Raw genomic sequence first — 25271 nt, 5'->3', positions numbered from 1 at the left:
AAGCCCCCATGGACGCCAAGCCCCGCACCGCCGACATCGCCCGCAGCACCAGCGAGACCGAGATCCGCGTCTCGCTCGACCTGGACGGCACGGGGCAGTCCAGCATCGGCACCGGCATCGGCTTCCTCGACCACATGCTGACAGCGCTGGCGCGGCACAGCCTGCTGGACATGGACGTGCAGGCGAAGGGCGACCTGCACATCGACTTCCACCACACCGCCGAGGATGTGGGCATCGTGCTCGGCCAGGCGGTGAAGCGCGCGCTGGGCGACAAGCGCGGCATTCGCCGCTACGGCCACGCCGTGGTGCCGATGGACGAGACGCTGGCCGAGGCCGCCATCGACATCTCCGGCCGCCCCTTCCTGGCCTGGAGCGTGACCTTCCCGCGCGACAAGATCGGCGAGATGGACACCGAGCTGTTCGAGGAGTTCTTCCGCGCCTTCGCGATGAATGCCGGCATCACCCTGCACATCGTGCAGCGCGCCGGCACCAACGCGCACCACATCGCCGAGGGCGTGTTCAAGGCCGTGGCCCGCGCCCTGCGCGCCGCCGTGGAGCCGGACCCGCGCGCGGCCGGCGTGATCCCCTCCACCAAGGGCGTGCTGGAGGGGTGATGCGCGCCTGGACGGTGCATAGCCCGCCTCCCCCCCCCGCCGCCTCTGTGCCCCCCTCGGCGCCCGCCTCCGTGCCCGCCACCGGCGGGGCGCAGGCGCGGCCGCGGCGGAACCACCGCGCACCCGGCCTGGTTCTGGTACCGGAAGGATTCTCGCTGGTGGCGGCGCTGCTGCCGCCGCTGTGGTTCCTGCGGCACGGGATGTGGCTGGTGCTGGTGCTCTATCTGGCGCTGGCCGTGCTGGCGGCGGTGCTGCTGCCGGGGGCGCTGCGGCCCTATGCCTGGCTGGGCGCCCACTGGCTGGCGGGGCTGCACGCGCAGGACCTGCGGCGCTGGACGCTGGCGCGGCGCGGCCTGCCGGCCGCCGCCGTGGTGCTGGGCGCGGATGAGGAATCGGCCCTGCTGCGCGCGCTCGCCGCGCGGCCGGCCCTGGCGAGGGCCGAGGCAGGGGCCATGATGGAAGGGAAGGCGGCATGAAGGTCGCGGTCGTCGATCCGGGTTCGGGCAACCTCGCCTCGGTGCTGCGCGCGCTGCACCGCGCGGCGCGGGATGCAGGCGTGGAGGCCACCATCACCGTCGAGACCGCCGCCGAGGCGGTGGCGGCGGCGGACCGCATCGTCATGCCGGGCCAGGGCGCCTTCGCCGCCTGCCGGCGCGGGCTGGAGGCGATGCCCGGCATCATCGAGGCGGTGGACGAGGCGGTGACGCGCCGCGCCGTGCCCTTCCTCGGCATCTGCGTCGGCATGCAGCTGATGGCGCAGCGCGGGCTGGAGCATGGCGTGACGCCGGGCCTGGGCTGGCTGGAGGGCGAGATCGCGCCGATGGACCCGCGCGACGCCGCCGGCGAGCCCCTGCCGCTGCCGCAGATGGGCTGGAACGCGCTGCGCTTCACCCCGGGCGCGCACCCGGTGCTGGCCGGCCTCACCCCCGGCGACCACGCCTATTTCGTGCATTCCTACGCCCTCTCCGGCGGCCGGCCGGAGCAGCTGCTGGCCACCGCCGAGTATGGCGGCCCCGTCGCCGCCGTGGTGGGGCGGGACAACCTCGTCGGCACCCAGTTCCATGTCGAGAAGAGCCAGTTCACCGGCCTTCGCATGCTGGCCAACTTCCTCTCGTGGCACCCGTGAATGTCCGCCTCTCAGCATGAGCTTCTGGTCGAGCGCGCCGAGTCGCTCGACGACATGGACCTGGCCGACCTGTGCGAGGCCACCGACGCCGCCATCATCGAGGGCGGCGGCTTCGGCTGGGTGGAGCCGCAAGGGCGCGAGGCGCTGGCGCGGCATTTCCGCGGCGTGCTGCTGGTGCCGGGCTGCGAGCTGTTCATCGCCCGGCTGGACGGCGTGCCGGTGGGCTCGGCCCAGCTCATCCGCCCGCCGCGCAACAACGAGGCGCAGGCCTTCGGCGCCCAGCTCACCCACGCCTACATCGCGCCCTATGCGCGCGGCCACGGCTTGGCGCGGCTGCTGGTGCGGCGGGTGGAGGAGCGCGCCGCGGCGCTCGGCCACCGCGTGCTGAACCTCGACGTGCGGGAGACGCAGAGCACCGCCATCGCGCTGTTCGAGGCGCTGGGCTACACGCGCTGGGGCACCCACCCGGCCTATGCGCGGGTGCGCGGCCGCACCGTGGCCGGGCACTACTACCACAAGCTGCTGGAGCCGCCGCACGGCCGGCCGCTCGACATGCGGGCGGGCGCGCCGCAGAACTGAGGCGCGCCCTGGACGCCGGCGCCCCCGCATCCCATCTGCCCAGGCACAGTCTTGCGGGAGGGAAAGGCCATGCTGGGCAGGTTGCTGGGCGCCATCACCGGCGATGCCGGACAGGTTCGGCCGGAGGAGCTCGGCCCCCGCTTCCAGGAGGCGCTGCTGCCGGACGAGGCGGTGATCGTCGCCTTCCGCACCGTGCGGGACGGCTTCGCGCTGACCGACTGGCGCCTGCTGGTGATGGACCGCCAGGGCCTCACCGGCTCCAAGGCGGAGATCCTGAGCATCCCCTACAAATCCATCCGGCGCTTCGCCGTCGAGGTCGGCGGCACGGCGGAGCTGGAGGAGGAGCTGAAGGTCTGGGACCATGGCGGCGAGCCCGTCACCCTCACCTTCCGGCGCGGCGGCGGCGCGGCCATGGCCGCCCAGGCCGTGCTGGCCCAGCGCCTGCGGGGCGGGTGATGCCGCGCGACGGAGCGGGGCGCCCGGCGCCCCGTGGCGGAGAGGCCGCTTGCGCGGCGCCGACGCCGGTGGTCCAGTCCTTCCCCATGAGCGAGACGACGTTGGATGTGCAGGGCCTGACCTGCCCGCTGCCCGTGCTGAAGGCCAACAAGGCCCTGCGCGCCCTCCCCCCCGGCGCGAAGCTGACGGTGCTGGCCACCGATCCGGCCAGCGTGAAGGATTTCCAGGCCTACAGCCGCGAGACCGGCCATGCGCTGGTCTCCTTCAGCGAATCCGCCGGCCTCTACCGCTTCACCCTGCGCAAGCGGGAGGACCAGCCCAAGCCCGCCGCGCAGGATTGAGGCCGCGGCATGAGCGTGCTGCTGGTCTCCCACCGTGCCTGCCTCGGCCATGAGAATGGCGAGGGCCACCCGGAATGCCCGGACCGCCTGCGCGCCGTGCTGGCGGCGCTGGAGGGGGAGGAATTCGCCACGCTGATCCAGGAGGAGGCGCCGCGCGCCACGCCGGAGCAGCTCGCCCGCGTCCACCCGCCCGAGTATGTGCAGGCCATCCTCGCCATCCGCCCGGAGCCGGGCGAGACGGTGATGCTGGATGGCGACACCGGCATGAACGGGCACAGCGCCGAGGCGGCGCTGCGCGCGGCGGGGGCCGGCATCGCGGCGGTCGATGCGGTGTGCCGCGGCGAGGTGCGGCGGGCCTTCTGCGCCGTGCGCCCGCCCGGCCACCACGCCGAGCCGCGCCGGCCGATGGGCTTCTGCCTCTTCGCCAACGCCACCGTCGCCGCGCGCCACGCCCAGGCGGCGCACGGCATCGCCCGCGTGGCGGTGCTGGATTTCGACGTCCACCACGGCAACGGCACCCAGGCGGCGGTGGAGGCCGACCCCTCCATCCTGTTCCTCTCCTCGCACCAGTCGCCCTGCTATCCCGGCACGGGGATGGAGCACGAGACGGGCGTGGGCAACGTGCTGAACGCCACGCTCGAGCCGGGGGCGGACAGCGCCGCCTTCCGCGCCGTGTGGCGGGACCGTCTGCTGCCGGCGCTGGAGGCGTTCCGCCCCGGCCTCGTCGTCGTCTCGGCGGGCTTCGACGCCCATGCGCGCGACCCGCTGGCGCAGCTCCGCCTGCGGGAGGCCGATTTCGGCTGGCTCACCGGCCAAATCTGCGGCATCGCGGACCGGTTGTGCGGCGGCCGGGTCGTCTCAACGCTTGAAGGCGGCTATGATCTGGACGCGCTGGCGGCTTCCGCCGCCAGCCATGTCCGGGCGTTGATGAACGCCTGACGCCGCTGCCCTGTCACCTGCCCCACTTGGCCCCGAGGTTGCTGCCCCATGCCTGAGACGCCCACCCGTCCGGACGTCGCGTCCCTGTCCTTCGAGGCGGCCCTGGCCGAGCTGGATGCGATCGTGAAGAAGCTGGAGGGGGGCCAGGCCCGGCTGGAGGAGGCGATCGCCGACTATGAGCGCGGCGCCGCGCTGCGCCGCCATTGCGAGGCCAAGCTGGCCGAGGCGGAGCAGAAGGTGCAGGCCATCGTCGCCGGCCCCGGCGGCGGCCCCGAGGGCGCCACCCTGCGCGAGATGGCCTGAGCACCATGGCCGAGACCTCCCCGACGCTGCTGCCGGAGGCGCTGCGCGCCGCCGCGGCCGAGATCGAGCACGCGCTCGACACGCTGCTGCCGGCCGAGGAGGGCGCCGAGGCCCGCCTCTACGCCGCCATGCGCCATGCGGCGCTGGGCGGCGGCAAGCGGATGCGCGGCTTCCTGGTGCTGGAGGGGGCGGCGCAGTTCGGCGTCTCCCGCACCTCGGCGCTGCGCGTCGCCGCCGCCATCGAGATGCTGCACGCCTACTCACTGGTGCATGACGACCTGCCGGCGATGGACAATGACGACATGCGCCGCGGCAAGCCCACGGTGCACAAGGCGTTCGACGAGGCCACCGCGATCCTGGCCGGCGACGCCCTCCAGGCGCAGGCCTTCGCCGTGCTGGCGCATGAGGACACGCATTCCGACCCCGCCGTGCGCGCCGAGCTGTGCCTGCGCCTGGCGCTGGCCGCCGGCCCGCGCGGCATGTGCGGCGGCCAGATGCTGGACATGCTGGCCGAGGACGGCACCGAGCCGCCGACCGAGGCCGGCATCGGCCGGCTGCAGCTGCTCAAGACCGGCAAGCTGATCGAGTTCTCGGCCGAGGCGGGGGCGGTGCTGGGCAAGGCGCCGGGCCAGCAGCGCCACGCCCTCTGCGCCTATGGGCGGGAGCTGGGCGCCGCCTTCCAGATCGCCGACGACATCCTCGACGCCACGGCCAGCGAGGCCGAGACCGGCAAGCGCACCGGCAAGGACGCCGAGGCCGGCAAGGCCACCCTCGTCGGCCTGCTCGGGCTGGAGCGGGCCCGGGCGCAGGCGGAAAGACTCGCCGCCCAGGCCCGCGCGCATCTCGACAGCTTCGGCGAGCGTGCCGATCTGTTGCGGATGCTGGCCGACTACACCATCGCCCGGAGGTCCTGATGGCGAACCCCCCGAACACGTTCGCCCCTCCGTCGTCCGGCGGCGGTGGCGCGCCGCCCGCCACGCCGCTGCTGGACCGCGTGCGCGTCCCCGCCGACCTGCGCAATTTCTCCGGCGAGCAGCTGCGCCAGCTGGCCGACGAGCTGCGCGCCGAGACCATCCACGCCGTCTCCCAGACGGGCGGGCATCTCGGCGCCAGCCTTGGCGTGGTGGAGCTGACGGTGGCCATCCATGCCGTGTTCGACACGCCGCAGGACCGGCTGATCTGGGATGTCGGCCACCAGACCTACCCGCACAAGATCCTGACCGGGCGGCGCGACCGCATCCGCACGCTGCGCCAGGGCGGCGGCCTCTCCGGCTTCACCCGCCGCTCGGAGAGCGAGTACGACCCGTTCGGCGCGGCGCATTCCTCCACCTCCATCTCGGCCGGCCTCGGCATGGCGGTGGCGCGGGACCTGAAGCGCGCCACGGCGCGCAAGGCCCCCTCGAGGCGCGACGAGCAGAACGTCATCGCCGTGATCGGCGACGGCGCTATGAGCGCCGGCATGGCCTATGAGGCGATGAACAACGCCGGCGCCATGCGCTCCCGCCTGATCGTGGTGCTGAACGACAACGACATGTCGATCGCGCCGCCCGTCGGCGCCATGTCGGCCTACCTGTCGCGGCTGATCTCGTCGCGCCCCTTCCTCAGCCTGCGGGAGATGATGGCGAAGCTGGCGCGGCGCTTCCCCGCGCCGCTGGAGCGCGCCGCCCGCCGCGCCGACGAATACGCCCGCGGCCTGCTGACCGGCGGCACGCTGTTCGAGGAGCTGGGCTTCTACTATGTCGGGCCGGTCGACGGCCACAACCTCGACCACCTGCTGCCGCTGCTGCGCAACCTGCGCGACGCGGAGGATGGCGCGCCGATCCTGCTGCATGTCGTCACGCAGAAGGGCAAGGGCTACGCCCCGGCCGAGGAAAGCGCCGACAAGTACCACGCCGTCTCGAAGTTCAACGTCGTCACCGGCACCCAGGCCAAGGCGCCGCCGGGGCCGCCCACCTACACCAAGGTATTCGCCCAGGCGCTGATCGCCGAGGCGGAGGCGGATGAGCGGATCGTCGGCATCACCGCCGCCATGCCCTCCGGCACCGGCATCGACGCCTTCCAGAAGCGCTTCCCGAAGCGCACCTTCGACGTGGGCATCGCCGAGCAGCACGCCGTCACCTTCGCCGCCGGCATGGCGACGGAGGGGATGAAGCCTTTCGTCGCCATCTACTCCACCTTCCTCCAGCGCGCCTACGACCAGGTGGTGCATGACGTGGCGCTGCAGAAGCTGCCCGTGCGCTTCGCGCTGGACCGCGCCGGGCTGGTGGGCGCCGACGGCGCCACCCATGCCGGCGCCTACGACATCGCCTATCTTGGCTGCATCCCCGAGATGGTGCTGATGGCCTCGGCCGACGAGGTGGAGCTGGCCCACATGGTCGCCACCTGCGCCGCCTATGACGAAGGCCCGACGGCGCTGCGCTTCCCGCGCGGCGAGGGCTTCGGGCTGGAGCCGGTGCCGGCGCGCGGCACGGTGCTGGAGATCGGCCGCGGCCGCGTGCTGCGCGAGGGCGGCAAGGTGGCCATCCTCAGCTATGGCGCGCGCCTGCAGGAATGCCTGAAGGCGGCCGACGAGCTGGCCGCGCGCGGCCTGCCCTGCACGGTGGCCGATGCCCGCTTCGCCAAGCCGCTGGACACTGGCTTGGTGGAGCGGCTGGCGCGCGAGCACGAGGTGCTCATCACCATCGAGGAAGGCTCGGTCTGCGGCTTCGGCGCACTGGTGATGCAGCATCTGGCCTGGAAGGGCGCCTTCGATCACGGGCTGAAGTTCCGCCCGATGGTGCTGCCCGATCTCTTCATCGACCACGACACGCCCAAGGCGCAGTACGAGGCCTGCGGCCTCTCGGCGCGCGGCATCGTGGAGACGGCGGTGGCGGCGCTGGGCGTGGAAAACGCGGTGCGCCCGGCGCAGGCCTAGAAGAAGCGTTCTTTTTTGAAAAAAAGAACCAAAAAACCTTTGTCGGTTTGGCGGCACGCTTGCTTGGAGCGCGACGCCAACTGACAAAGTCTTTTTGCTTCTTTTTCTTCAGAAAAAGAAGATGACTTGATCCTGGAGTCTCCCCGAATGCCCAAGCAGCGCGCCGATGTGGCGCTGGTCGAGCGCGGCCTGGTGGAAAGCCGCGCCAGGGCGCAGGCGCTGATCATGGCCGGCAAGGTGTTCTCCAACACAAGGCGGGTGGAGAAGCCGGGCCAGCCCGTGGCCGAGGACACGCCGCTGGAGGTGAAGAGCCAGGAGCACCCCTGGGTCAGCCGCGGCGGCATGAAGCTCTCGCACGCGCTGGCGCATTTCGGCCTGGACCCGGCGGGGCGCGTGGCGGTGGATGTCGGCGCCTCGACGGGCGGCTTCACCGACGTGCTGCTGCACCATGGCGCCGTACGGGTCTATGCCGTCGATGTGGGCCATGGCCAGCTGGCCTGGAAGCTGCGAAGCGACGAGCGGGTGGTGGTGCTGGAGAAGACCAATGCCCGCCGCCTGGATGCCACGCTGATCCCGGAGCCGCCCGGGGTGGTGGTGTGCGATGCCAGCTTCATCGGCCTGGCCACGGTGCTGCCGGCGGCGCTGGGGCTGGCGGCGCCCGGCGCCTGGGCCGTGGCGCTGATCAAGCCGCAGTTCGAGGCCGGGCCGGCGCTGGTGGGCAAGGGTGGCGTGGTGCGCGACCCGGCGGTGCATCAGGCGGTGTGCGACCGGGTGGAGGGCTGGTGGTCGGGCCTGGAAGGCTGGACGGTGCTGGGGGTGGAACCGAGCCCGATCCTCGGGCCGGAGGGCAACCGGGAATTCCTGATTGCCGCCCGGCGCGAGGGCTGAGCCTCAGGCGGCGCGCGGCGCCGGGCGCTTGTGGGCGCCGGAGATTTCCTGCAGCAGCGACCAGACGCGATGGGGGTCCATCTGGACCTCCGGATCGTTCAGCAGACGATCCAGCTCCAGCAGCTTGGCTTCCATTTCACGGTCCGACATCGGGAGAAACCCTGGGTGCGGCGGTTGCGGGAAGAGTGCAACGCAGCATGCCGGAAAAAGTGGCTCTTATGTGACCGAACTTTACGGCTAGGGCAGAGATTCCGTCACAATAGAGTTAAGATAAAGAGACATCGAGAAAATTTTAGACCGTTGAGGCGATGGCCGGGTGCAACCCGGCCGAACGAGCCTGCGGATGCGACTGGTTGCGGAAGCGCAGCTCGCCATCGGCCGCCGAATCCGGCACGGGGACGCCGAAGAACTCCATGCGGGTGACGCAGGCGGCGGCGACGATCCGCTGCGCGGCGGGGGTGGTGAAGAAGCGGCGCACGGCGCCTTCCAGCTCCAGCGTCTCGCGCAGGCTGCGCCACTCGGCCCGCTCGATATCCTCCAGGAACACGGAGACGATGCCGGGCCGCGTGCCGGAGAGGCGGCCGGCGGCGGCCCGCTCCAGCCGGCCGACGATGGCGGCGGCCACCGCGTTCTCCCGCCCGGCGCGGGCGGCCATGACGAACATGCTGCCGCCGGAGGGGGCGGCCGTCACCGCCAGATGCGCGTCGGGGCCGAACAGGCTGCGCAGGTGCTGCGGCAGGGCGGCGCCGGACATCTGCGCGCCGGCCAGCACCAGCGGGTCCAGCTTCAGCACGGCGGAGGCGGAGCTGTCCTGGCGCCTGTGGTCGGCCAGCAGGGCGCTGACGCGGCGCTGCAACTCGGCCAGCTCCTGCGGGCCGTGGATGCCCTCGGGCAGGGTCATCTTCAGCAGGTAGCGGCCGGGATGCGCGGCCAGCCAGGTCTGCAGGTCCGGGTTGATGCCATCCACCAGGGCGAACCAGTCGCCTCGGTGCAGGTGGCGGCCCTCCTCGGCCGAGACGGTCTCGCACACCAGCTCGGCCGATTCGCCGTCGCGGCTCAGCAGCAGGTCGTGGGGCGTGCCCTCGGCCAGGCCGGTGAAGGCCACGGTGAAGCCGCGGGCCCGCTGGCGGGCCGCCTCCCGCAGCAGGTGGAAGAGCGGGATCAGGGTGCCCTCGCCGGTCAGCCCCTCCAGCAGGCGCTGGCGCAGCCGCTCGCGCGATTCCGGGGGAAGGGCGTCGGCCAGGGCCACGGCCTCGCGCACCAGGGCGAGGATGCGTTGCTCGGCCGCGTTGGGTGCGGCGGGGCCGGCGGAGTCGCGCGGGTCGGCCAGGCGGGCCAGCAGGAGTTCCAGCGCGTGGCGCTGCTGCGCCGCCCGCCCCATCCAGGAACGCGGCCGGGCGCGTTCCGCGATGTCCGCCATGCGCCGGCTCCAGGATTCCGTCCCGGCCAGGGAGAGGAAGTGGCGGCAGGCTGTGGTGGGGTCGGTGTCGGCCGCTGGAGCATCGAGGTACATGCGGAAGCCTCGGCTGGTCTGGTCTGTCCCTTCTAATCCTGAGGCGTCACTAAATAGTCAAGTGTGGTGGTCGGGATTGGCCGCTTCGCCCGTGGCAATCGCGCTCAATTGCGCGGCAGGCGGGGCCGCTCCGGCGCATCCGGGTTCTGGGCGCGCTGGCGCAGCAGGTGGTCGGCCAGCACGCAGGCCAGCATCGCCTCGCCCACCGGCACGGCGCGGATGCCCACGCAGGGGTCGTGCCGGCCTTTCGTCAGCACCTCCACCTCCTGGCCGAAGCGGTCCACCGAGCGGCGCGGCGTCAGGATGGAGGAGGTGGGCTTCACCGCGAAGCGCGCCACGATGGGCTGGCCGGTGGAGATGCCGCCCAGGATGCCGCCCGCATGGTTGGAGAGGAATTCCACCTCGCCCTCCGGCCCCATGCGCATCTCGTCGGCATTGGCCTCGCCATCCAGCGCGGCGCTGGCGAAGCCCTCGCCGATCTCGACGCCCTTGACGGCGTTGATGCTCATCAGCGCGCTCGCGAGGTCGGCGTCCAGCTTGCCGTAGAGGGGGGCGCCGAGGCCCACCGGCACGCCTTCCGCCACCAGCTCGATGACGGCGCCGAGGGAGGAGCCGGCCTTGCGGGTGGCGGCCAGCTTCTCCTCCCAGGCCGGCACGGCGCCGGGATCGGGGCAGAAGAACGGATTTCTGTCGGTCTCCGCCCAGTCCAGCCGGGCGCGGTCGATGCCGAGGGGACCCATGGCGACCATGGCGCCGCGGATCACAACCCCCGTCCCCAGCACCTTGCGGGCGATGGCGCCGGCGGCGACGCGCACCGCCGTCTCCCGCGCGCTGGAGCGACCGCCGCCGCGATAGTCCCGCACGCCGTATTTCAGGTGGTAGGCGAGGTCCGCATGGCCGGGCCGGAAGCGGTCGGCGATCTCGCCGTAATCCTTGCTGCGCTGGTCCTGGTTCTCGATCAGCAGCGAGATGGGCGTGCCGGTGGTCACGCCCTCGAACACGCCGGAGAGGATGCGGACCTGGTCCGGCTCCTGCCGCTGCGTCACGAACTTGCTCTGGCCGGGGCGGCGCTTGTCGAGGAAGGGCTGGATGTCCGCCTCGGAGAGCGGGATGCCGGCCGGGCAGCCATCCACCACGCCGCCGATCGCCGGCCCGTGGCTCTCACCCCAGGAGGTGACGCGGAAGAGATGGCCGAAGCTGTTGTGCGACATGGCGGGACACCGGCGGAGCTGTCTGGGCCGCCGTTTATGGGCGAAGCCTCGCCCCGTCGCAAACCGGCCGGATGAGGAAGCGGCGGGGAGGCTTACCTGCCCCTCGCCGCTTCTCAGCCGGCCGCCGCCCTCAGTCGCCGCCCTCAGTCGCCGCTCTGCGGCGGCTTACGCCGCCCGCCGGCCGGGAACACGTCCACCGGCCCGCCCAGCGTGGCGGCCAGCTCGTTCATCTCGCCCGGCTGCACCTCGCCGGGCTGGATCGGCTGGCGGATGGTGCCGCTGGCTGTCTCCTGCTGCTCCGCCTCGCCGGTGTGGCTGTGGCGGATGGTGCCGCTGTCATCGCCCGAGGCCGGGTCGACGGGCGTCCGCTCGGGCGGATGCGCGGTGGGCTGCTTCTCGGCCATGGAGCCTCCTCAGGATTTGTGGGCGGGGTCGTGCACGTGGTGCCGGTCCCGCTCGCCGCCGCCGCCGGAGATGCGGCTGTTGCTGCTGTTGGTGGACGAGCCGGGGGTCGGCCCGCTGTCGTCGCCGCCGCCCTTGTGGCCGGTGGCGGCGGATTTCGACGGGTCCTGGCGGTTCTGGTGGCTGCTGCCGGGGCCGCCGTGACGCATGGCGTCGGGGTTCTTGTCGGGCATGGTCAACGGTCCTGCTGGTAGCCCTGGTTGTGCGTGTTCTGCGCGATGTCCGCGCTGCGGCCCTGGTTCTGCGGGATGTTGTTCTGCGGCCGCGCGTGCTGCTCGCTCTTCTGCTCGGGCGTCTCGGTGGCACCGCCCGGGCCTTTCGGCCGGTTGGCGGGCGGCACGGGGGGCATATGCGCCTTGCTCATGGCTTTCTCCTCGATCCGTGGAACAGCGCGTGGGCGCTCAGCGGAGATTGCGGGCGGCGGCTTCCGCGCACGCGGCGCGGCTATCCTGCTCGGCTCGCCCACCTGTCTCGATGGCCGCCTCGCCGGAGCCGGTCTCCTGCTGCCGCTCCGCCGCGGCGGCGTCGCCCTCGGCGCCAGGGGAGGCCGGGGCGGCGGGCGCGCCGGATGCGGGCGTGGGCCCGTGGGCTGCCGGCGGCAGCGGTGGCTCGTGCTGGCTCATGCGCGCTTCCCCTGATGCGGCCCTGATTGGCCACATGGGGAAGCAACCGTCCGGAGGGGGCGAGGTTGCCGCGCCGCCTGGCGGCGGCGGCGCGGATCAGGAGTCGCGGATCAGGCGCCCTTTGTCAGGCGCCGCGTATGGGGCGCCCCGGATGAGGCGCAACGGATCAGGGGGCGACGGAGATGTCCGGCGCGTCCTCCGCCTTCATGCCGACGACATGGTAGCCGCAATCGACATGGTGCACCTCGCCGGTGACGCCGGAGCCGAGGTCGGAGAGCAGGTAGAGGCCGGCGCCGCCCACATCGTCGATGGTGACGTTGCGCTTCAGCGGCGCGTTGTACTGGTTCCACTTCAGGATGTAGCGGAAATCGCCGATGCCGCTGGCCGCCAGCGTCTTGATCGGGCCGGCGCTGATGGCGTTGACGCGGATGCCCTGGTTGCCGACATCGACCGCCATGTAGCGCACGCTGGCCTCCAGCGCCGCCTTGGCCACGCCCATGACGTTGTAGTGCGGCGTGACGCGCTCCGCCCCCAGATAGGAGAGGGTGAGCAGGCTGCCGCCCTCCGGCATCAGCGCCGCCGCGCGGCGGCCGACCGAGACGAAGGAGTAGCAGGAGATGTCCAGCGCCTGCAGGAAGGCCTCGCGCGGGGTGTCCATGTAGCGGCCGCGCAGGAACTGCTTGTCGGCGAAGCCGATGGCGTGGACCAGGAAGTCCATCCGGCCCCAGCGCTGCTCCAGCGTGGCGAAGGCGGCGTCGATGCTCGCCTCGTCGGTCACGTCGCAGGGCAGCAGGATGTCGGCGCCGATGCTCTCCACCAGCGGGCGGACGCGCTTCTCCAGCGTCTCCCCCTGGTAGGTGAAGGCGATCTCGGCGCCCTGCGCGGCCAGGGCGCGGGCGATGCCCCAGGCGATGGAGCGGTCGTTGGCGACGCCCATGATCAGGCCGCGCTTGCCGGCCATCAGCGTGCCGGTGGCGGGGGTGGCGTGCGGGGCAACAGCTTCCATTGTCGGGCGGGACCGCTCTGATCGGGGTTGCGAGGGCAGGGGATGTCCCCGGTTGCAAGGGTCTGGCCCTGGTGGCACACCCCCGAGGCCTGGGCAAGGGGGAGCCGTATGACCGCGCCTGATCCGTCCGCCACTGTGTCCGCTGCCGACGCCATTGGCGAATCCGCCGATCCGTTCGCCCTGTTCGCCGCCTGGCTCGCCGAGGCCGAGGCCAGCGAGCCGAACGACCCGAACGCCATGTGCCTGGCCACCACCACGCCCGATGGCTTCCCCTCCGCCCGGATGGTGCTGCTGAAGGGGCTGGATGCGCGCGGCTTCGTCTTCTTCACCAACAAGGAGAGCCGCAAGGGCGGCGAGCTGGGCGGCAATCCGCGCGCCGCGCTGCTGTTCCACTGGAAGACGCTGCGCCGCCAGGTGCGGGTGGAAGGCACGGTGGAGCACGTGGCCGAGGCGGAGTCGGACGCCTACTACGCCAGCCGCCCGCGCCTCTCGCGGCTCGGCGCCTGGGCCTCGCAGCAATCCCGCCCGCTCTCCGGCCGGCCGGAGCTGGAAGGGGCGCTGCGCGAGGCCGAGGCGCGCTTCCCCGGCGCCGACATCCCGCGCCCGCCCTACTGGGGCGGCTACCGGGTGCTGCCGGAGCGGCTGGAATTCTGGCGCGACATGCCTTTCCGCCTGCACGACCGGCGGATCTACACCCCCGCCCCCGCAGGGACCTCCCAGGGCGGCGGCTGGCGGATCGAGACGATCTACCCGTGAGCATCCCGGCGGGGCAGCAGGCGGCGGCGGCGCTGCTGGCCCGCCTGACCGGCGACGACACGCCGGTGGAGACGCACATCTCCGCCGTCTTCATCGGCCCCGACCGGGTGCTGAAGCTGAAGAAGGCGGTGGCGCTCGGCTTCCTCGACTTCACCGCGCTGGCCGACCGCGAGCATTTCTGCCGCCGTGAATACGCGCTGAACGCCGCCGCCGCGCCCGGCCTGTATCGCGGCGTGCACAGGCTGGCGCGCGGCGCCGATGGCGCCCTGGCGCTGGACGCGGACGGCCCGGCCGAGGAATGGGTGCTGGAGATGGCCCCCCTCCAGGCCCCGGATTTCCTCGACGCCATCGCCGGGCGCGGCGCGCTGGATGCCGCCCTGCAGGACGCGCTGGCGGACACGGTGGCGGCGCTGCATGCCGGCCTGCCGCCGGTGGCGGGCTGGGATTCGCCCGGGCGCCTCGGCGCGGTGCTGGAGGGCAATGTGGAAGCCGCCCTGGCCGCCGGCCTGCCGGCGCCGCGCATCGGCGCCTGGGCGGCGGCGGCGCGGGGCTGGCTGGCGCGGCTGGCCCCCGCCCTGGCGGCGCGCGCCGCCGCCGGCGCGGTGCGCCGCTGCCATGGCGACCTGCACCTCGGCAACCTGGTGCTGTGGAAGGGCCGCCCCGTGCCGTTCGACGCGCTGGAGTTCGACGAGGTGCTGGCCACCATCGACACCGGCTACGACCTCGCCTTCCTGCTGGCCGACCTGGACCGCCGCGTCGGCCGCGCCGCCGCCAACCGGGTGCTGAACCGCTACGTGGCCCGCACCGGCGATGCCGGGCTGGTGGCCGGGCTGCCCCTCTGGCTCTCGCTGCGCGACGTGATCCGCGCCCATTGCGTGCACCGGGTGGGGCAGGACGGGCTGCCCTTCCTGGCGGCGGCCGAGGCGGCGCTGCGGCCGCCGCCGCCGCGACTCGTGGCGGTGGGCGGGCTGCAGGGCACCGGCAAGAGCCACGCCGCCCGGCTCTGGGCGCCGGCCATGGGCGCCGCCCCCGGCGCGCTGGTGCTGCGCAGCGACGAGATCCGCAAGCGCCTGCACGGCGTGGCGCCGGAATGCCGCCTGCCGCCCGAGGCCTACGGCGCCGCCGCCAGTGCCGCCGTGCGGGCGGCGCTGGAGGCCATGGCCGGGCAGGCGCTGCGGGCCGGCCACAGCGTCATCGCCGATGCCACCTTCCTGGAGACGGAGATGCGCGCCGGCATCGCCGCCGTGGCGGCCTCGGCGGGCGTGCCCTTCCAGGGCCTCTGGCTGGAGGCGCCGCTGCCGCTGCTGCGCGCCCGCGTGGCGGCGCGGCGCGGCGATGCCTCGGATGCCGGGCTGGCGGTGCTGGAGCAGTCGGCCCGGCGCGACCCCGGCCCGCTCGACTGGCGCCGGATGGATGCCAGCCAGCCGATGCCGAACGAGATTTAACGAGGCATTTCACCCTGCCTGGCTCTAGCCTGCCGCCCGGCAGGACAGGCGAGGGACGCGCGCTGTCGCTTTGTGTTACAATGCTCCACGCCCGCACGACCGGGCGCCGGACTGGAGGAAGGAGACCGACCGATGGCCTACCGCCGGCTGTTGCTGCCGCTCACTGGAACCGCCGCCGGCGAGGCGGCGCTGAAAACCGCGCTGATGGTGGCACGGACCTGGAACGCGCATGTGCATTGCCTGCATGTGCGCGTCGATGCGCGCGACGTGGCGCCGCTGGCGGGCGAGGGCCTCTCCGGCGCCATGATCGAGGAGATGATGGCCGCCACCGAGCGCGAGAGCGGCGAGCGCGCCGGGCGCGTGCGCAGCCTGTTCGAGAAGTTCGTGCAGGGGCGGGACGTGACCATCGCCCTCTCCGCCGAGAGCGCGCTGAAGACCGAGGGCCCCACCCTCTCCTTCGAGTCGATCGCGGGGCGGGAGGAGGATGTGGTGGCGCAACAGTCGCGCCTCTACGACATGGCGGTGGTGCCGCACCCGGAGGCGGACGAGGACGTCTCCTCCTCCGACGCGCTGCACGCCGTGCTGTTCGATTCCGGCCGCCCCGTGCTGATCGCCCCGCGCGAGCCGCCCGCGACCATCGGCACCCGCGTCTGCTGCGCCTGGAACGGCACGGCGGAGAGCGCGGCGGCGGTGGCGGCGGCGCTGCCCTGGCTGCACCATGCCGAGGCGGTGCGGATCCTGCACAGCGAGGACTACCAGCGGCGCGGCCCGGACGCCGAAGGGCTGCGCGCCTATCTGCGCTGGCACAGCATCCAGGCCGAGACGGTGCCCTTCAAGCCGCAGACGCGGGAGGTGGGCGCGGGCCTGCTCGGCGCCGTGCGGGACTTCAACGCCGACCTGCTCTGCATGGGCGCCTACAGCCATTCCCGCCTGCGCCAGCTCATCCTGGGCGGCGTGACGCGGCATGTGCTGGAGAATGCGGACATCCCCGTCCTGATGTGCCGCTGAGCCGAGGCGAAGGCCCGGGGGAGGCCCGGGGGAGGCCCGCCTCTCCCCCGGCGCCGCTCCGGGATACTAGCCCCGGGCGAGGGTGACGCGGTTCCCGGAAGGGTCCATCCCCGCCCCGAGGTTCCGCAGCGCCTGCGCGTGGGCCTCCGGCGTGTTCGCCCGCAATTCCAGGGCGGCGAGCCCGGCCAGCCCCTCCGGCCGGGTGCCGCCGCTGCGCCAGGTGTTGACCGCGACATGGTGGTGGTAGCCGCCGCTGGCCAGGAAGCTGGCCTGCGGCATGCGCTGCGTCACCGCCAGGCCAAGCGCGGCGTACCAGGCCTCGGTGGCGCCGAGATCGCCGGCGCGCAGGTGCACATGGCCGATCCGCGTCTCCGCCGGCGCCAGGGCGGGGCCGGGGGCCTCGGCCAGCAGGGCGTGCAGGTCCAGCCGGCGCGTCACCATCGCCACGCCCTCTCCTTCCTCGCGGGCCGGGCGCGGCCAGTCGGCGCGGGGGCGGTCGGCATAGACCTCGATGCCGTTGCCCTCCGGGTCCGAGAGGTAGAGGGCGTCGCTGACGCCGTGGTCCGAGGCACCCTCCAGCCGCGTGCCCCGGGCGAGGGCGTGGTGCAGCCAGCCCGCCAGGGCGGCGCGGCCGGGCAGCAGGAAGGCGGTGTGGAACAGCCCCGGCTCGTCGCCGCGCTCGGGGCGCGCCTGGGGTCGGTGCAGCAGCCGCAGCATTGCCGGCGCGGCGCCGTTGCCCAGCCGCAGCGCGCCCGGCTCCGCCGGGTCGGGCTGCGCCTCCAGGCCGAGCAGGCCGGCGTAGAAGGCCGCCAGCCGGGGCGCGTCGCGCGCCGCCAGGGTGACCCCGCCGATGGCGAGCGGCGCCATGGCCGGGTGCGGGTCGGCCGGGTGCGGGTTGGCGGGGCTGGGTGCTGCGGGCATGGCGGGGCCTCCGGGGCTTCGGCCGGACTCTGCGAGGCACCGCGCGGAAAGGGAAATCCCATCCGCGAACCGTCATCATTGACCGCGCGCATGACGAACCCTTCCATCCCTAACCCCCCCTGGCCGTGGCCCGGGGCCACTCCTATCCTGGCGGCCGATGCATGCCCCGCCCCCCCTGCTCGCCCTGCTGGTCGTCGCGCTGACGCTGGCGTTCTTGTTCGGGATGGCGGCGCGGGCGCTGCGGCTGCCGCCGCTGGTGGGCTACCTGCTGGCGGGCGCGGCGGTGGGGCCGCACACGCCGGGCCTCGCGGCCGATCCCGGCTTCACCGCCACCCTGGCCGAGATCGGGGTGGGGCTGCTGCTGTTCGGCGTCGGGCTGCATTTCCGGGCGCAGGACCTGCTGGCGGTGTGGCGCGTGGCGCTGCCGGGGGCGGTGGCGCAGGTGGCGCTGGGCGGGCTGCTCGGCGGGCTCGTGGGCCATGTGCTGCTGGGGCTGCCGGTGGCGGGGGCCTTCGCCTTCGGGCTGGCCCTGGCGCTGGCCTCCACGGCGGTGGCGACGCGGGTGCTGGAGGAGCGCGGCCGCCTCTCCGGCGAGCCGGGCCGGCTGGCGCTGGGCTGGCTGGTGGTGCAGGATCTCATCGCCGTGCTGGGGCTGGTGCTGATCCCGACCCTGGCGGGGGGCGATACGCAAGGCCTGGGCTGGGCGCTGCTGCGCCCGGTGGCGGAGCTGGCGGCCTTCCTGGCGCTGATGCTGCTGGTCGGGCGGCGGGTGCTGCCCTGGGCGCTGAAGCGCGTGGCGCGCGCCGGCTCGCGCGAGCTGTTCACCCTGGCGGTGGTGGTGGTGGCGCTGGGCGTGGCCTTCGCCGCCACGGCGCTGTTCCATGTCTCCTTCGCGCTGGGCGCCTTCTTCGCCGGGGTGGTGCTGGGGGAGAGCGACCTCGGCCATCAGGCGGCGGCCGAGACGCTGCCGCTGCAGCGGGTCTTCGCCGCGCTGTTCTTCTTCTCGGTGGGCATGCTGCTGGACCCGGCGGCGCTGGCGGCGGCGCCCTGGGCGGCGGGCGCCGCGCTGCTCGTGGTGCTGCTGGGCACCGGGCTGGCCACCTTCCTGCTGCTGCTGGCGCTGCGCGTGCCGCCGGCCACCGCCGCCATCGTCGCCGCGGCGCTGGCGCAGATCGGCGAGTTCTCCTTCGTGCTGGCCGAGCTGGCGATCGGCCAGGGGCTGCTGCCGCCGCTGGCGCGCGGCCCGATCCTGCTCGGCAGCTTCGGCGCCATCCTGCTGCTGCCGCTGACGGCGCGCGCCTTCGGCGCGGCGGTGCCCCGGCTGGTGGCGAGCCGCGCCCTGGCCCGCTGGCAGCGGCCGCGCCGCGCCCCGCCGCCGCACCCGGCCCTGCCGGGGCTGCGGGAGCACGCCATCCTGGTGGGCTATGGCCGCGTCGGGCGCACCATCGCCGCGGCGCTGCGCCGGCACGGCCTGCCGCTGGTGGTGCTGGAGGAGGACCGCCGCATCGCCGACCGGGCGCGGGCGGAAGGGCTGCCCGTCATCTGGGGCGACGCGACGCGGGAGGACGTGCTGGCCGCCGCCCGCCCGCGCCAGGCGCGGCTGCTGGTGCTGGCCCTGCCCGGCGCCTGGGAGGCGCGGCGGGTGATGGAGCTGGCGCGCGCCGCCAACCCGGCGGTGGAGGTGGCGGTGCGCACCCATGACGATGACGAGATGGCCTGGCTGCGCCAGGAGGGCGGCGTCGGCATGGCACTGATGGGAGAGCGGGAGGTGGCTTTGGGCATGGCCGATTTCGTGTTGCAGCGCCTGGGGGTCCCGCCCGCCAGCGCACAGGTGACGGTGGACGGCCTGCGCGCCGCCATGCCCGGCGAGGGGCTCGGCTGATGCCGGATGTCGGCGTCTCCCTGCCGCCCGGGAATGCCTCGGCGCATCCGGGGCTGCGGCACCTCCCGGCGGCGGGTGCGCGGGGCCGCCAGCGCCCCGCCGTGGCGGCCGCGCCGGCCCTGCTGTTCCTGCACGGCGCCGGCTGCGGCGGCTGGGTGTGGGAGGAAGGCTTCGCCGCGCATCTCGCGGAGGCCGGCTTCTCCGGCTGGGTGCTGGACATGGCGCGGGAGACGCATCACCGCCCTTCCGGCCTGACCGACTACGTGGTGCAGGCGCGTGCCGCCCTGGCGCGGCTCCAGGGGCCGGTGGTGCTGGTAGGCCATTCGCTGGGCGCCCTGGTGGCGCAGCGCCTGCTGATGGAGCCCGCCGTGCGCGGCGCCGCGCTGCTCACCCCCGTGCCGCCCGAGGGGCTGTGGTTCTCCTCCGCCCGGCTGGCGCTGACCGACCCGGTGCTGTGGGCCGAGGCGGCGCGGATGGACGCCCCCGTGGGCAGCGCCCCGCCCGAGCTGGCCACCACCCTGTTCAGCGCTGCCATGCCGCAGCCCCGGGCGCATGCGCTGGTGGCGCGGATGGGCGGCGAATCCCGCGCCGCCCTGCTGGAGGCGCAGCTGCCCCAGCCCGTGCCGTATGGCTGGCTGCATGGCCGCCGCGTGCTGGTGCTGGGCGCCGGGGAGGACCGGCTGATCCCGGCCGACGCGGTGCGCCGCTGCGCCCTTTGGCACGGCACGGAGGCGGAGTTCCTGCCCGGGATGGGCCACCTGATGATGCTGGAGCCGGACTGGCCCGGCCTGGCCGCGCGGCTCGAGGGCTGGCTGCGCCGGCTACCCTGAGCCGCAGCCTCCCTCCCCCTTCTGCGTTGGCAGCCCGCCGGGACCGGCGCAGAGTGCCGCGACCCGAGCCAGAACCAGGGAGACACGCACATGACGGAACAGAACCGGCGGATCCTGCTGAAGGCCCGCCCGACGGGCCGGCCCGGCCCCGAGCATTTCGAGCTGGCCGAGACGCCGCTGCCCGAGATCGGCAAGAACGAGGTGCTGGTGCGCCACCGCTTCCTCTCGCTCGACCCCTATATGCGCGGGCGGATGGATGACAGCGCCTCCTACTCCGCCCCCGTGAAGCTGGGCGAGGTGATGGAGGGCGAGTGCGTGGGCGAGGTGGTGGAGAGCCGCAACCCGGCCTTCTCCCCCGGTGACTGGGTGGGCGGCGCGCGCGGCTGGCAGCTCTACTCCGCCGCCCCCGGCCACACGGTGCAGAAGCTGCCCGGGGTGGAGGGCGTGCCGCCCAGCGCCTATTTGGGCGTGCTGGGCATGCCGGGCACCACGGCCTGGGTCGGCGTCACCGAGATCGGCCAGCCGCGGCCGGGGGAGACCTTCGTCGTCGCCGCCGCCTCCGGCGCGGTGGGCGGCGTGGCGGGGCAGATCGCCAAGGCCATGGGCTGCCGCGTCGTCGGCATCGCCGGCGGCGCGGAGAAGTGCCGCTACGTGACGGAGGAGCTGGGCTTCGATGCCTGCCTCGACCATCGCGGCGACCTCGGCGCGCAGCTCGACGAAGCCTGCCCCGGCGGCATCGACGTGTATTTCGAGAATGTCGGCGGCGCGGTGCAGGAGGCGGTGTTCCCCCGCATGCGGGATTTCGGGCGCATCGCCTTCTGCGGCATGGTGGCGGGCTACAACGTCCGGCCGCTGCCGCCCGGGCCCAACCTGACCAGCGTGGTGCGCAAGCGCCTGCGCCTGCAAGGCTTCATCGTCTCCGACCATCCGCGCGCCTGGGCCACCTGGCGCGAGCGCGGCGCGGCCTGGATCCGCGCGGGGAAGCTGCGCTGGAAGGAGGATGTGGCGGAAGGGCTGGAGAACGCGCCGGACGCCTTCATCGGGCTGCTCGAGGGGAAGAATTTCGGGAAGCTGGTGGTGAAGCTTTAAAGGGAAGGCCGGGGGAAGGAATTCCCCCGGCCTTCCATCTTTCTTCTATCCGTACAGGCGCTCGCCGGCGACGTAGGTGGCGCGGATGCTGCGGTCGTCGGCCAGGGTCATCAGGGCGAAAAGCTGCTCGGCGAGGCTGTCGCAGGCGGCCATGCGCATCTCCAGCAGGGGCGTGGCCTTCAGGTCCAGCACCACGAGGTCGGCCTCCATGCCGGGCTCCAGGCTGCCGATACGGTCCTCCAGCTCCAGCGCCTCGGCACCGCCGCGCGTCGCCAGCCAGAAAGCCTGCACGGCCGAGAGCCGTGTGCCATTCAGACGCGAGACCTTGTAGGCGTCGCCCAGCGTGCGGAGGGTGGAGAGGCTGGTGCCGGCGCCCACGTCGCTGCCGAGGCCCACGCGTACCGGGCGGTCCCGCCGCTTCGCCTCGGACAGGCGGAAGGCGCCGCTGCCCAGGAACAGGTTGGAACTGGGGCAATGCGCCAGCGCCGAGCCGGTGGCATGGCAGCGGCAGAACTCCGCCTCGGAGAGATGGACGCCGTGGCCGAACACGGCGCGCCGCCCGGTGAGGCCGGCGCGGTGATAGACGTCGAGATAGTCCTCCGCCTCCGGGAACAGCTCCCGCACCCAGGCCAGCTCGGGCGGGCTCTCGGAGAGGTGGGTCTGCAGGTAGGTGCCGGGGTGCTCCCGCCACAGCCGCCCGGCGGCCGCGAGCTGCGCCGGGCTGGAGGTGGGGGCGAAGCGCGGCGTCACGGCGTAGAGCTGCCGCCCCCGGCCGTGCCAGCGTTCGATCAGCGCCGCCGATTCGTCGATGCCGCCGCCGGGCGGGTCGAGCAGGGCGGCGGGGGCGTTGCGGTCCATCAGCACCTTGCCGGCGATCATCCGCGTGTTCAGCCGCGCCGATTCGGCGAAGAAGGCCTCGGCCGAGGCGGCATGGACCGTGCCATACACCGCCGCCGTGGTGGTGCCGGCGGCCAGCAGGGCGTGCAGGAAGACCCGCGCCACCCGCGCCGCGTGCGCCGCGTGCGCCGCGTCGGCGAAGGCCATCTCGGCGGGGAAGGTGTAGCGCTCCAGCCATTCCAGCAGCCCCTCGCCATAGGCGCCCACCATGGGAAGCTGCGGGTAGTGGACATGGGTGTCGATGAAGCCGGGGCAGATCAGCGCGTCCGGGTAGTGGGTGACCGCCAGCCCCGCCGCCGCTTCCGCCGAGAAATCCCCGATGCCGGCGATGCGCCCGCCCTCCAGCCGGATCAGCGCGTCCGGCCAGTGGCGCAGCGTGGCGGCGGGGTCCTCCGCCAGGAAGGGGTCCGCCCGGAAGCTGATCGCGGCGCCACGCAGGGCGCGGGCCGGCCGCTCCTGCTGCTGCGGTGCCTGTGCGGGCGGGTTCCTCGTCGCCATGCCGGGCTGTTCCTTGAAAAGCCGGCCAGGATGCCGTGGCGCGGCGGAAAAGCCATGCTCCAGACGCGGGGCGGCTTCAAGGCCTGCGCGGCGCGCCCCACATCCGCCCCAGTATTGGCCCAGAGTGGCCTTCCTTCCCCTGCCCCGTGCCATCTCCTCGCGGCGCCAGACGAGCGGACCGATGCTGACGACCCTGCCGAATACCCTCCTCGCCATCGCCATGCTGCTGATCGTCGTCAGTGCCATCCAGCCGCTCGCGGGGCGGCTGATGCTCTCCAGCACGGTGCTGCTGGCGGTGGTGGGGGTGCTGCTGGGCGGCGGCGCGACTCTGCTGCTGAACACCTCGCACACCAGCGCGCTGGACGAGGCGGCGAACACCCTGCTGCACTTCCCGATCAACGCCGAGGTGTTCCTCTTCATCTTCCTGCCGCTGCTGGTGTTCCACGGCGCGCTCTCGATCGACGTGCGCAGGCTGGCGCGGGACGCGGCGCCAGTGCTGGTGCTGGCGGTGGTGGCGGTGCTGGTGACGACGGCGGCGATCGGCTTCGCCCTCGCCCCCATCGCCGGCGTGCCGCTCACCGCCTGCCTGATGCTGGGCGCCATCGTGGCGACGACCGACCCCTCGGCGGTGGTCGGCATCTTCCGCGAGATCGGCGCCAATTCCCGCCTCACCCGGCTGGTGGAGGGCGAGAGCCTGCTGAACGACGCGGCGGCCATCTCCATCTTCACCATCTTCCTGGCCCAGCTCACCGGCCAGCACCCGGGCGACCCGATGGCGGCGGTGGTCACCTTCGTCCTGTCCTTCATCGGCGGGCTGGCGGTGGGCTTCATCCTGGCGCGGATGATGCTGGGCGTGCTGCCCCTGCTGGGCGGCAACCGCACCGCCGAGATGACGCTGACCCTGGCGCTGCCTTATGTCACCTACATCCTGTGCGACGAGTTCCTGGGCTTCTCCGGCGTGGTGGCCGCCGCCGCCGCGGGGCTGACGGTGAGCGCGGTCGGCCCCTCCACCTTCCGCCCGCAGAGCTGGCAGTTCCTGCAGGATGTCTGGGCGCAGCTCTCCTTCTGGGCCAGCTCCCTGGTCTTCGTGCTGGCCTCGATGCTGGTGCCGCGGCTGATGCTGGGCATGGAGCAGCACGACCTGCTGCTGATCGGCATCGTCATCCTGGCGGCCATGGCAGCTCGGGCGGCGGTGCTGTTCGGGCTGATGCCGCTGCTGGCCATGGCCCGCCTCTCGCAGCGCGTGCCCATCCCCTTCAAGGTGACCATCCTGTGGGGCGGCATGCGCGGCGCCATCACCCTGGCGCTGGCGCTCTCCGTCACCGAGAACGGGGCGGTGCCGAGCTCGGTGCAGCAATTCGTCGCCATCGTCGCCACCGGCTACGTGCTCAGCACCCTGCTGGTGAACGGCACCACGCTGCGCTTCCTGGTGCACTTCCTGAAGCTCGACCGCCTCTCGCCGGCCGACCAGGCGCTGCGCAACCAGGTGGTGGCGATCGGCCTCGGCGAGGTGCGGGACAAGCTGCGCGGCACCGCCGCCGAGCTGGGCTTCTCCGCCCCCGCCCGCGCCCATGTGGTGGAGCTCTACGAGCGCCGCGTGCGGGTGGAGACGGCGGCCAACACCTTCGACACCGCCATCTCCGACCGCGAGCGCGTCATCCTCGGCCTGATCACCTTCGCCAGCCAGGAGCGCTCCCTGCTGCTGGAGATGTTCCAGGACCAGGGCCTCTCCCGCCGGGTGATGGAGAACCTGCTGTGGAACGCCGAGAGCATGATCGACGGCGCCCGCAGCGAGGGCCGGCTCGGCTACATCCAGGCGGCGCGGCGGCGGCTGCAGCCCAGCCTGCGCTTCCACCTGGCGCAGTGGCTGCACCGCAAGTTCCGCATCGACACGCCGCTGATGCACTGCATGGCCGAGCGCTTCGAGATGCTGCTGCTGACGCATCTCGTCGCCCTCTCCATGCAGCGCTTCGTGCGGCGGCGGATGGAGCCGGTGCTGGGCACGCGCGTGACCGAGGTGGTCTCCGACATCGTCGCCCGCCGCGAGGACCTGCTGGCGGATGCGATGGAGACGCTGCGCCTGCAATACCCCGGCTATGCCGAGGCGCTGGAGACGCGGATCCTGCGGCAGATCGGGCTGCGGCTGGAGGCGGAGGAATACGCCACGCTGAAGCACGAATCCCTGGTGGGCGAGGAGCTGTACGACGAGCTGATCCGCGGCCTGGAGACGCTGCGCCGGCAGGTCTCCCGCCCGCTGCAGTTCAACATCCAGCTCGGGCTGGACAAGCGGATCGAGGAATTCCCGGCCTTCGCCGGGCTGCAGGACGCGCTGCTGCACGACCTGGCGATGAGCGTGACCAGCCGCTTCACCGTGCCGGGGGAGTGGATCTACCGCCGCCGCCAGCCGTCGCGCTCGGTCTATTTCATCAGCCGGGGCGAGGTGGAGCTGCAGCAGGACGGGCACAGCATCCTGCTCACCCATGGCGACTTCGTGGGCGAGGCGGAGCTGCTGCACCCCGGCCGGCGGCGCAGCCGCGCCAAGGCCACCAGCTTCTGCCACCTGCTGGAGCTGAGCGCCGCCGATTTCCAGCGCCTGCTGCTGGATGCGCCGGAACTGGGCCGGCGCATGGAGCGCATCTCCGAGAGCCGCCAGCCGGAGCCGGAGGAGCCGGCCCCGCCGGCGGTGGAGCCGCCTGCCGCCGGGCTGCGGCTGGTGGGCTTCGAGGCCGCCGCCGCGCCGCAGCCCGAGGCCGGACGGGGCTGAGGCGGCGGCCGGCGGGCCAGGGCGGCTGGGCAGGGCGGCTGGGCAGGGCGGCTGGGCAGGGCGGCGGGGCGGGGCGGCGGGGCAGGGCGGCGGGCCCCGTTCCGGCTGGAGCGGGGCGGTTCGGCCCGGCGTCGTAATTTTGTCAAAACCCCCGTTGACGGCGCCCGGCCGCGCCCATAAAAGCCCACCCACGCCAAACGGCGGTT

The 25271-nt window shown here is 73.4% G+C and carries 28 protein-coding genes; 18 read left to right on the top strand and 10 right to left on the bottom strand.

Features of this window, described 5'->3' with window-relative positions; genetic code table 11:
• Nucleotides 1-8: 8 nt before the first annotated feature.
• The 11 genes from hisB (at nt 9) to CR165_RS04075 (ending at nt 8160) form a co-directional block, all read left to right on the top strand.
• Nucleotides 9-614: an imidazoleglycerol-phosphate dehydratase HisB gene (hisB, locus tag CR165_RS04125; protein ID WP_109515692.1), complete on the top strand. Its 606-nt coding sequence runs from the start codon at nt 9-11 to the stop codon at nt 612-614.
• Between the two features lie 71 nt (nt 615-685).
• Nucleotides 686-1090, top strand: coding sequence for a DUF2628 domain-containing protein (locus CR165_RS04120; RefSeq protein WP_181377995.1), 405 nt, complete (start codon nt 686-688; stop codon nt 1088-1090).
• Nucleotides 1087-1740, top strand: coding sequence for an imidazole glycerol phosphate synthase subunit HisH (hisH, locus tag CR165_RS04115; RefSeq protein WP_109515690.1), 654 nt, complete (start codon nt 1087-1089; stop codon nt 1738-1740). Before CR165_RS04120 ends, hisH begins: the two co-directional genes overlap by 4 nt.
• Nucleotides 1741-2319 (top strand): GNAT family N-acetyltransferase, encoded by a 579-nt coding sequence (locus CR165_RS04110; protein ID WP_109515689.1) that lies wholly within the window; start codon nt 1741-1743, stop codon nt 2317-2319.
• Between the two features lie 69 nt (nt 2320-2388).
• Nucleotides 2389-2775, top strand: coding sequence for a PH domain-containing protein (locus tag CR165_RS04105; RefSeq protein ID WP_109515688.1), 387 nt, complete (start codon nt 2389-2391; stop codon nt 2773-2775).
• Between the two features lie 86 nt (nt 2776-2861).
• Nucleotides 2862-3116, top strand: a complete 255-nt coding sequence (locus tag CR165_RS04100; RefSeq protein WP_109515943.1) for a sulfurtransferase TusA family protein — start codon at nt 2862-2864, stop codon at nt 3114-3116.
• A 9-nt stretch (nt 3117-3125) separates the two neighbouring features.
• Nucleotides 3126-4055 (top strand): histone deacetylase family protein, encoded by a 930-nt coding sequence (locus CR165_RS04095; protein ID WP_109515687.1) that lies wholly within the window; start codon nt 3126-3128, stop codon nt 4053-4055.
• Between the two features lie 48 nt (nt 4056-4103).
• Nucleotides 4104-4358 (top strand): exodeoxyribonuclease VII small subunit, encoded by a 255-nt coding sequence (locus CR165_RS04090; RefSeq protein ID WP_109515686.1) that lies wholly within the window; start codon nt 4104-4106, stop codon nt 4356-4358.
• A gap of 5 nt (nt 4359-4363) precedes the next feature.
• Nucleotides 4364-5272 (top strand): polyprenyl synthetase family protein, encoded by a 909-nt coding sequence (locus CR165_RS04085; RefSeq protein ID WP_109515685.1) that lies wholly within the window; start codon nt 4364-4366, stop codon nt 5270-5272.
• Nucleotides 5272-7272 carry a 1-deoxy-D-xylulose-5-phosphate synthase gene (gene dxs / locus CR165_RS04080; RefSeq protein ID WP_109515684.1) on the top strand — a complete coding sequence of 667 codons (2001 nt, stop codon included), beginning with the start codon at nt 5272-5274 and terminating at the stop codon, nt 7270-7272. Before CR165_RS04085 ends, dxs begins: the two co-directional genes overlap by 1 nt.
• A 147-nt stretch (nt 7273-7419) precedes the next feature.
• Nucleotides 7420-8160, top strand: coding sequence for a TlyA family RNA methyltransferase (locus tag CR165_RS04075; RefSeq protein WP_109515683.1), 741 nt, complete (start codon nt 7420-7422; stop codon nt 8158-8160).
• Between the two features lie 3 nt (nt 8161-8163).
• Here the strand turns inward: CR165_RS04075 and CR165_RS04070 are convergent, their stop codons facing one another.
• The 8 genes from CR165_RS04070 to fabI all read right to left on the bottom strand — a co-directional run bounded on the left by CR165_RS04070 (nt 8164) and on the right by fabI (nt 12975).
• Complete coding sequence (locus tag CR165_RS04070; RefSeq protein WP_109515682.1) at nt 8164-8310, bottom strand: peptide chain release factor 1; 147 nt, start codon at nt 8308-8310, stop codon at nt 8164-8166.
• A 142-nt stretch (nt 8311-8452) separates the two neighbouring features.
• A complete protein-coding gene (locus tag CR165_RS04065; RefSeq protein WP_109515681.1) occupies nt 8453-9673 on the bottom strand; it encodes a hypothetical protein in 1221 nt (406 codons plus the stop codon).
• 104 nt (nt 9674-9777) lie between these two features.
• Nucleotides 9778-10884, bottom strand: coding sequence for a chorismate synthase (aroC, locus tag CR165_RS04060; RefSeq protein ID WP_109515680.1), 1107 nt, complete (start codon nt 10882-10884; stop codon nt 9778-9780).
• A gap of 143 nt (nt 10885-11027) precedes the next feature.
• Complete coding sequence (locus CR165_RS04055) at nt 11028-11288, bottom strand: hypothetical protein (protein WP_245906097.1); 261 nt, start codon at nt 11286-11288, stop codon at nt 11028-11030.
• Nucleotides 11289-11297: 9 nt separating this feature from the next.
• Complete coding sequence (locus tag CR165_RS04050) at nt 11298-11519, bottom strand: hypothetical protein (protein ID WP_219929678.1); 222 nt, start codon at nt 11517-11519, stop codon at nt 11298-11300.
• Nucleotides 11520-11521: 2 nt separating this feature from the next.
• Nucleotides 11522-11710, bottom strand: coding sequence for a hypothetical protein (locus tag CR165_RS04045; RefSeq protein ID WP_109515678.1), 189 nt, complete (start codon nt 11708-11710; stop codon nt 11522-11524).
• Nucleotides 11711-11747: 37 nt separating this feature from the next.
• Complete coding sequence (locus CR165_RS04040) at nt 11748-11969, bottom strand: hypothetical protein (RefSeq protein ID WP_109515677.1); 222 nt, start codon at nt 11967-11969, stop codon at nt 11748-11750.
• Nucleotides 11970-12135: 166 nt separating this feature from the next.
• Nucleotides 12136-12975 carry an enoyl-ACP reductase FabI gene (gene fabI / locus CR165_RS04035; protein WP_109515676.1) on the bottom strand — a complete coding sequence of 280 codons (840 nt, stop codon included), beginning with the start codon at nt 12973-12975 and terminating at the stop codon, nt 12136-12138.
• Nucleotides 12976-13110: 135 nt separating this feature from the next.
• On the opposite strand from fabI, the gene pdxH reads away from it, so the two are divergent.
• The 3 genes from pdxH (at nt 13111) to CR165_RS04020 (ending at nt 16184) form a co-directional block, all read left to right on the top strand.
• Nucleotides 13111-13731, top strand: coding sequence for a pyridoxamine 5'-phosphate oxidase (gene pdxH, locus CR165_RS04030; RefSeq protein ID WP_245906096.1), 621 nt, complete (start codon nt 13111-13113; stop codon nt 13729-13731).
• Entirely contained in the window at nt 13728-15176 is a 1449-nt protein-coding gene (locus CR165_RS04025; RefSeq protein WP_109515674.1) for a bifunctional aminoglycoside phosphotransferase/ATP-binding protein, read from the top strand. Before pdxH ends, CR165_RS04025 begins: the two co-directional genes overlap by 4 nt.
• Nucleotides 15177-15308: 132 nt before the next feature.
• Nucleotides 15309-16184 carry a universal stress protein gene (locus CR165_RS04020; RefSeq protein ID WP_109515673.1) on the top strand — a complete coding sequence of 292 codons (876 nt, stop codon included), beginning with the start codon at nt 15309-15311 and terminating at the stop codon, nt 16182-16184.
• A gap of 66 nt (nt 16185-16250) precedes the next feature.
• On the opposite strand, the gene CR165_RS04015 is transcribed toward CR165_RS04020, so the two are convergent.
• Nucleotides 16251-17105: a VOC family protein gene (locus CR165_RS04015; RefSeq protein ID WP_109515672.1), complete on the bottom strand. Its 855-nt coding sequence runs from the start codon at nt 17103-17105 to the stop codon at nt 16251-16253.
• Between the two features lie 157 nt (nt 17106-17262).
• Here CR165_RS04015 and CR165_RS04010 point away from each other — a divergent pair, with 157 nt between their 5' ends.
• The 3 genes from CR165_RS04010 to CR165_RS04000 all read left to right on the top strand — a co-directional run bounded on the left by CR165_RS04010 (nt 17263) and on the right by CR165_RS04000 (nt 20906).
• Nucleotides 17263-18987 (top strand): cation:proton antiporter domain-containing protein, encoded by a 1725-nt coding sequence (locus CR165_RS04010; protein ID WP_109515671.1) that lies wholly within the window; start codon nt 17263-17265, stop codon nt 18985-18987.
• Nucleotides 18987-19817: an alpha/beta hydrolase gene (locus CR165_RS04005; protein WP_109515670.1), complete on the top strand. Its 831-nt coding sequence runs from the start codon at nt 18987-18989 to the stop codon at nt 19815-19817. Before CR165_RS04010 ends, CR165_RS04005 begins: the two co-directional genes overlap by 1 nt.
• 90 nt (nt 19818-19907) lie before the next feature.
• Nucleotides 19908-20906, top strand: coding sequence for an NADP-dependent oxidoreductase (locus CR165_RS04000; RefSeq protein WP_109515669.1), 999 nt, complete (start codon nt 19908-19910; stop codon nt 20904-20906).
• Nucleotides 20907-20951: 45 nt separating this feature from the next.
• Here the strand turns inward: CR165_RS04000 and guaD are convergent, their stop codons facing one another.
• Complete coding sequence (guaD, locus tag CR165_RS03995) at nt 20952-22301, bottom strand: guanine deaminase (protein WP_109515668.1); 1350 nt, start codon at nt 22299-22301, stop codon at nt 20952-20954.
• A 181-nt stretch (nt 22302-22482) separates the two neighbouring features.
• Here guaD and CR165_RS03990 point away from each other — a divergent pair, with 181 nt between their 5' ends.
• Nucleotides 22483-25065 (top strand): cation:proton antiporter, encoded by a 2583-nt coding sequence (locus CR165_RS03990; protein ID WP_109515667.1) that lies wholly within the window; start codon nt 22483-22485, stop codon nt 25063-25065.
• Nucleotides 25066-25271 lie beyond the last annotated feature (206 nt).

The organism is Teichococcus aestuarii (genome assembly GCF_003116135.1).
Taxonomy (GTDB): Bacteria; Pseudomonadota; Alphaproteobacteria; order Acetobacterales; family Acetobacteraceae; genus Pseudoroseomonas; species Pseudoroseomonas aestuarii.
The sequence above is the reverse complement of the archived record's forward strand: the minus strand, read 5'-3'. Positions and strand labels throughout refer to the sequence as shown.

What these genes read in the sequence shown, in the direction of transcription:
- CR165_RS04000 (WP_109515669.1), top strand. Translation starts at nt 19,908, where the DNA reads ATGACGGAACAGAACCGGCGGATCCTGCTGAAGGCCCGCCCGACGGGC.
- CR165_RS04045 (WP_109515678.1), bottom strand. Translation starts at nt 11,710, where the DNA reads ATGAGCAAGGCGCATATGCCCCCCGTGCCGCCCGCCAACCGGCCGAAA.
- CR165_RS04110 (WP_109515689.1), top strand. Translation starts at nt 1,741, where the DNA reads ATGTCCGCCTCTCAGCATGAGCTTCTGGTCGAGCGCGCCGAGTCGCTC.
- CR165_RS04020 (WP_109515673.1), top strand. Translation starts at nt 15,309, where the DNA reads ATGGCCTACCGCCGGCTGTTGCTGCCGCTCACTGGAACCGCCGCCGGC.
- dxs (WP_109515684.1), top strand. Translation starts at nt 5,272, where the DNA reads ATGGCGAACCCCCCGAACACGTTCGCCCCTCCGTCGTCCGGCGGCGGT.
- CR165_RS04055 (WP_245906097.1), bottom strand. Translation starts at nt 11,288, where the DNA reads ATGGCCGAGAAGCAGCCCACCGCGCATCCGCCCGAGCGGACGCCCGTC.
- hisB (WP_109515692.1), top strand. Translation starts at nt 9, where the DNA reads ATGGACGCCAAGCCCCGCACCGCCGACATCGCCCGCAGCACCAGCGAG.
- CR165_RS03990 (WP_109515667.1), top strand. Translation starts at nt 22,483, where the DNA reads ATGCTGACGACCCTGCCGAATACCCTCCTCGCCATCGCCATGCTGCTG.
- CR165_RS04090 (WP_109515686.1), top strand. Translation starts at nt 4,104, where the DNA reads ATGCCTGAGACGCCCACCCGTCCGGACGTCGCGTCCCTGTCCTTCGAG.
- CR165_RS04095 (WP_109515687.1), top strand. Translation starts at nt 3,126, where the DNA reads ATGAGCGTGCTGCTGGTCTCCCACCGTGCCTGCCTCGGCCATGAGAAT.
- CR165_RS04105 (WP_109515688.1), top strand. Translation starts at nt 2,389, where the DNA reads ATGCTGGGCAGGTTGCTGGGCGCCATCACCGGCGATGCCGGACAGGTT.
- fabI (WP_109515676.1), bottom strand. Translation starts at nt 12,975, where the DNA reads ATGGAAGCTGTTGCCCCGCACGCCACCCCCGCCACCGGCACGCTGATG.
- hisH (WP_109515690.1), top strand. Translation starts at nt 1,087, where the DNA reads ATGAAGGTCGCGGTCGTCGATCCGGGTTCGGGCAACCTCGCCTCGGTG.
- CR165_RS04010 (WP_109515671.1), top strand. Translation starts at nt 17,263, where the DNA reads ATGCATGCCCCGCCCCCCCTGCTCGCCCTGCTGGTCGTCGCGCTGACG.
- CR165_RS04015 (WP_109515672.1), bottom strand. Translation starts at nt 17,105, where the DNA reads ATGCCCGCAGCACCCAGCCCCGCCAACCCGCACCCGGCCGACCCGCAC.
- guaD (WP_109515668.1), bottom strand. Translation starts at nt 22,301, where the DNA reads ATGGCGACGAGGAACCCGCCCGCACAGGCACCGCAGCAGCAGGAGCGG.
- CR165_RS04065 (WP_109515681.1), bottom strand. Translation starts at nt 9,673, where the DNA reads ATGTACCTCGATGCTCCAGCGGCCGACACCGACCCCACCACAGCCTGC.
- CR165_RS04070 (WP_109515682.1), bottom strand. Translation starts at nt 8,310, where the DNA reads ATGTCGGACCGTGAAATGGAAGCCAAGCTGCTGGAGCTGGATCGTCTG.
- CR165_RS04050 (WP_219929678.1), bottom strand. Translation starts at nt 11,519, where the DNA reads ATGCCCGACAAGAACCCCGACGCCATGCGTCACGGCGGCCCCGGCAGC.
- CR165_RS04005 (WP_109515670.1), top strand. Translation starts at nt 18,987, where the DNA reads ATGCCGGATGTCGGCGTCTCCCTGCCGCCCGGGAATGCCTCGGCGCAT.
- CR165_RS04040 (WP_109515677.1), bottom strand. Translation starts at nt 11,969, where the DNA reads ATGAGCCAGCACGAGCCACCGCTGCCGCCGGCAGCCCACGGGCCCACG.
- CR165_RS04085 (WP_109515685.1), top strand. Translation starts at nt 4,364, where the DNA reads ATGGCCGAGACCTCCCCGACGCTGCTGCCGGAGGCGCTGCGCGCCGCC.
- aroC (WP_109515680.1), bottom strand. Translation starts at nt 10,884, where the DNA reads ATGTCGCACAACAGCTTCGGCCATCTCTTCCGCGTCACCTCCTGGGGT.
- CR165_RS04075 (WP_109515683.1), top strand. Translation starts at nt 7,420, where the DNA reads ATGCCCAAGCAGCGCGCCGATGTGGCGCTGGTCGAGCGCGGCCTGGTG.
- CR165_RS04100 (WP_109515943.1), top strand. Translation starts at nt 2,862, where the DNA reads ATGAGCGAGACGACGTTGGATGTGCAGGGCCTGACCTGCCCGCTGCCC.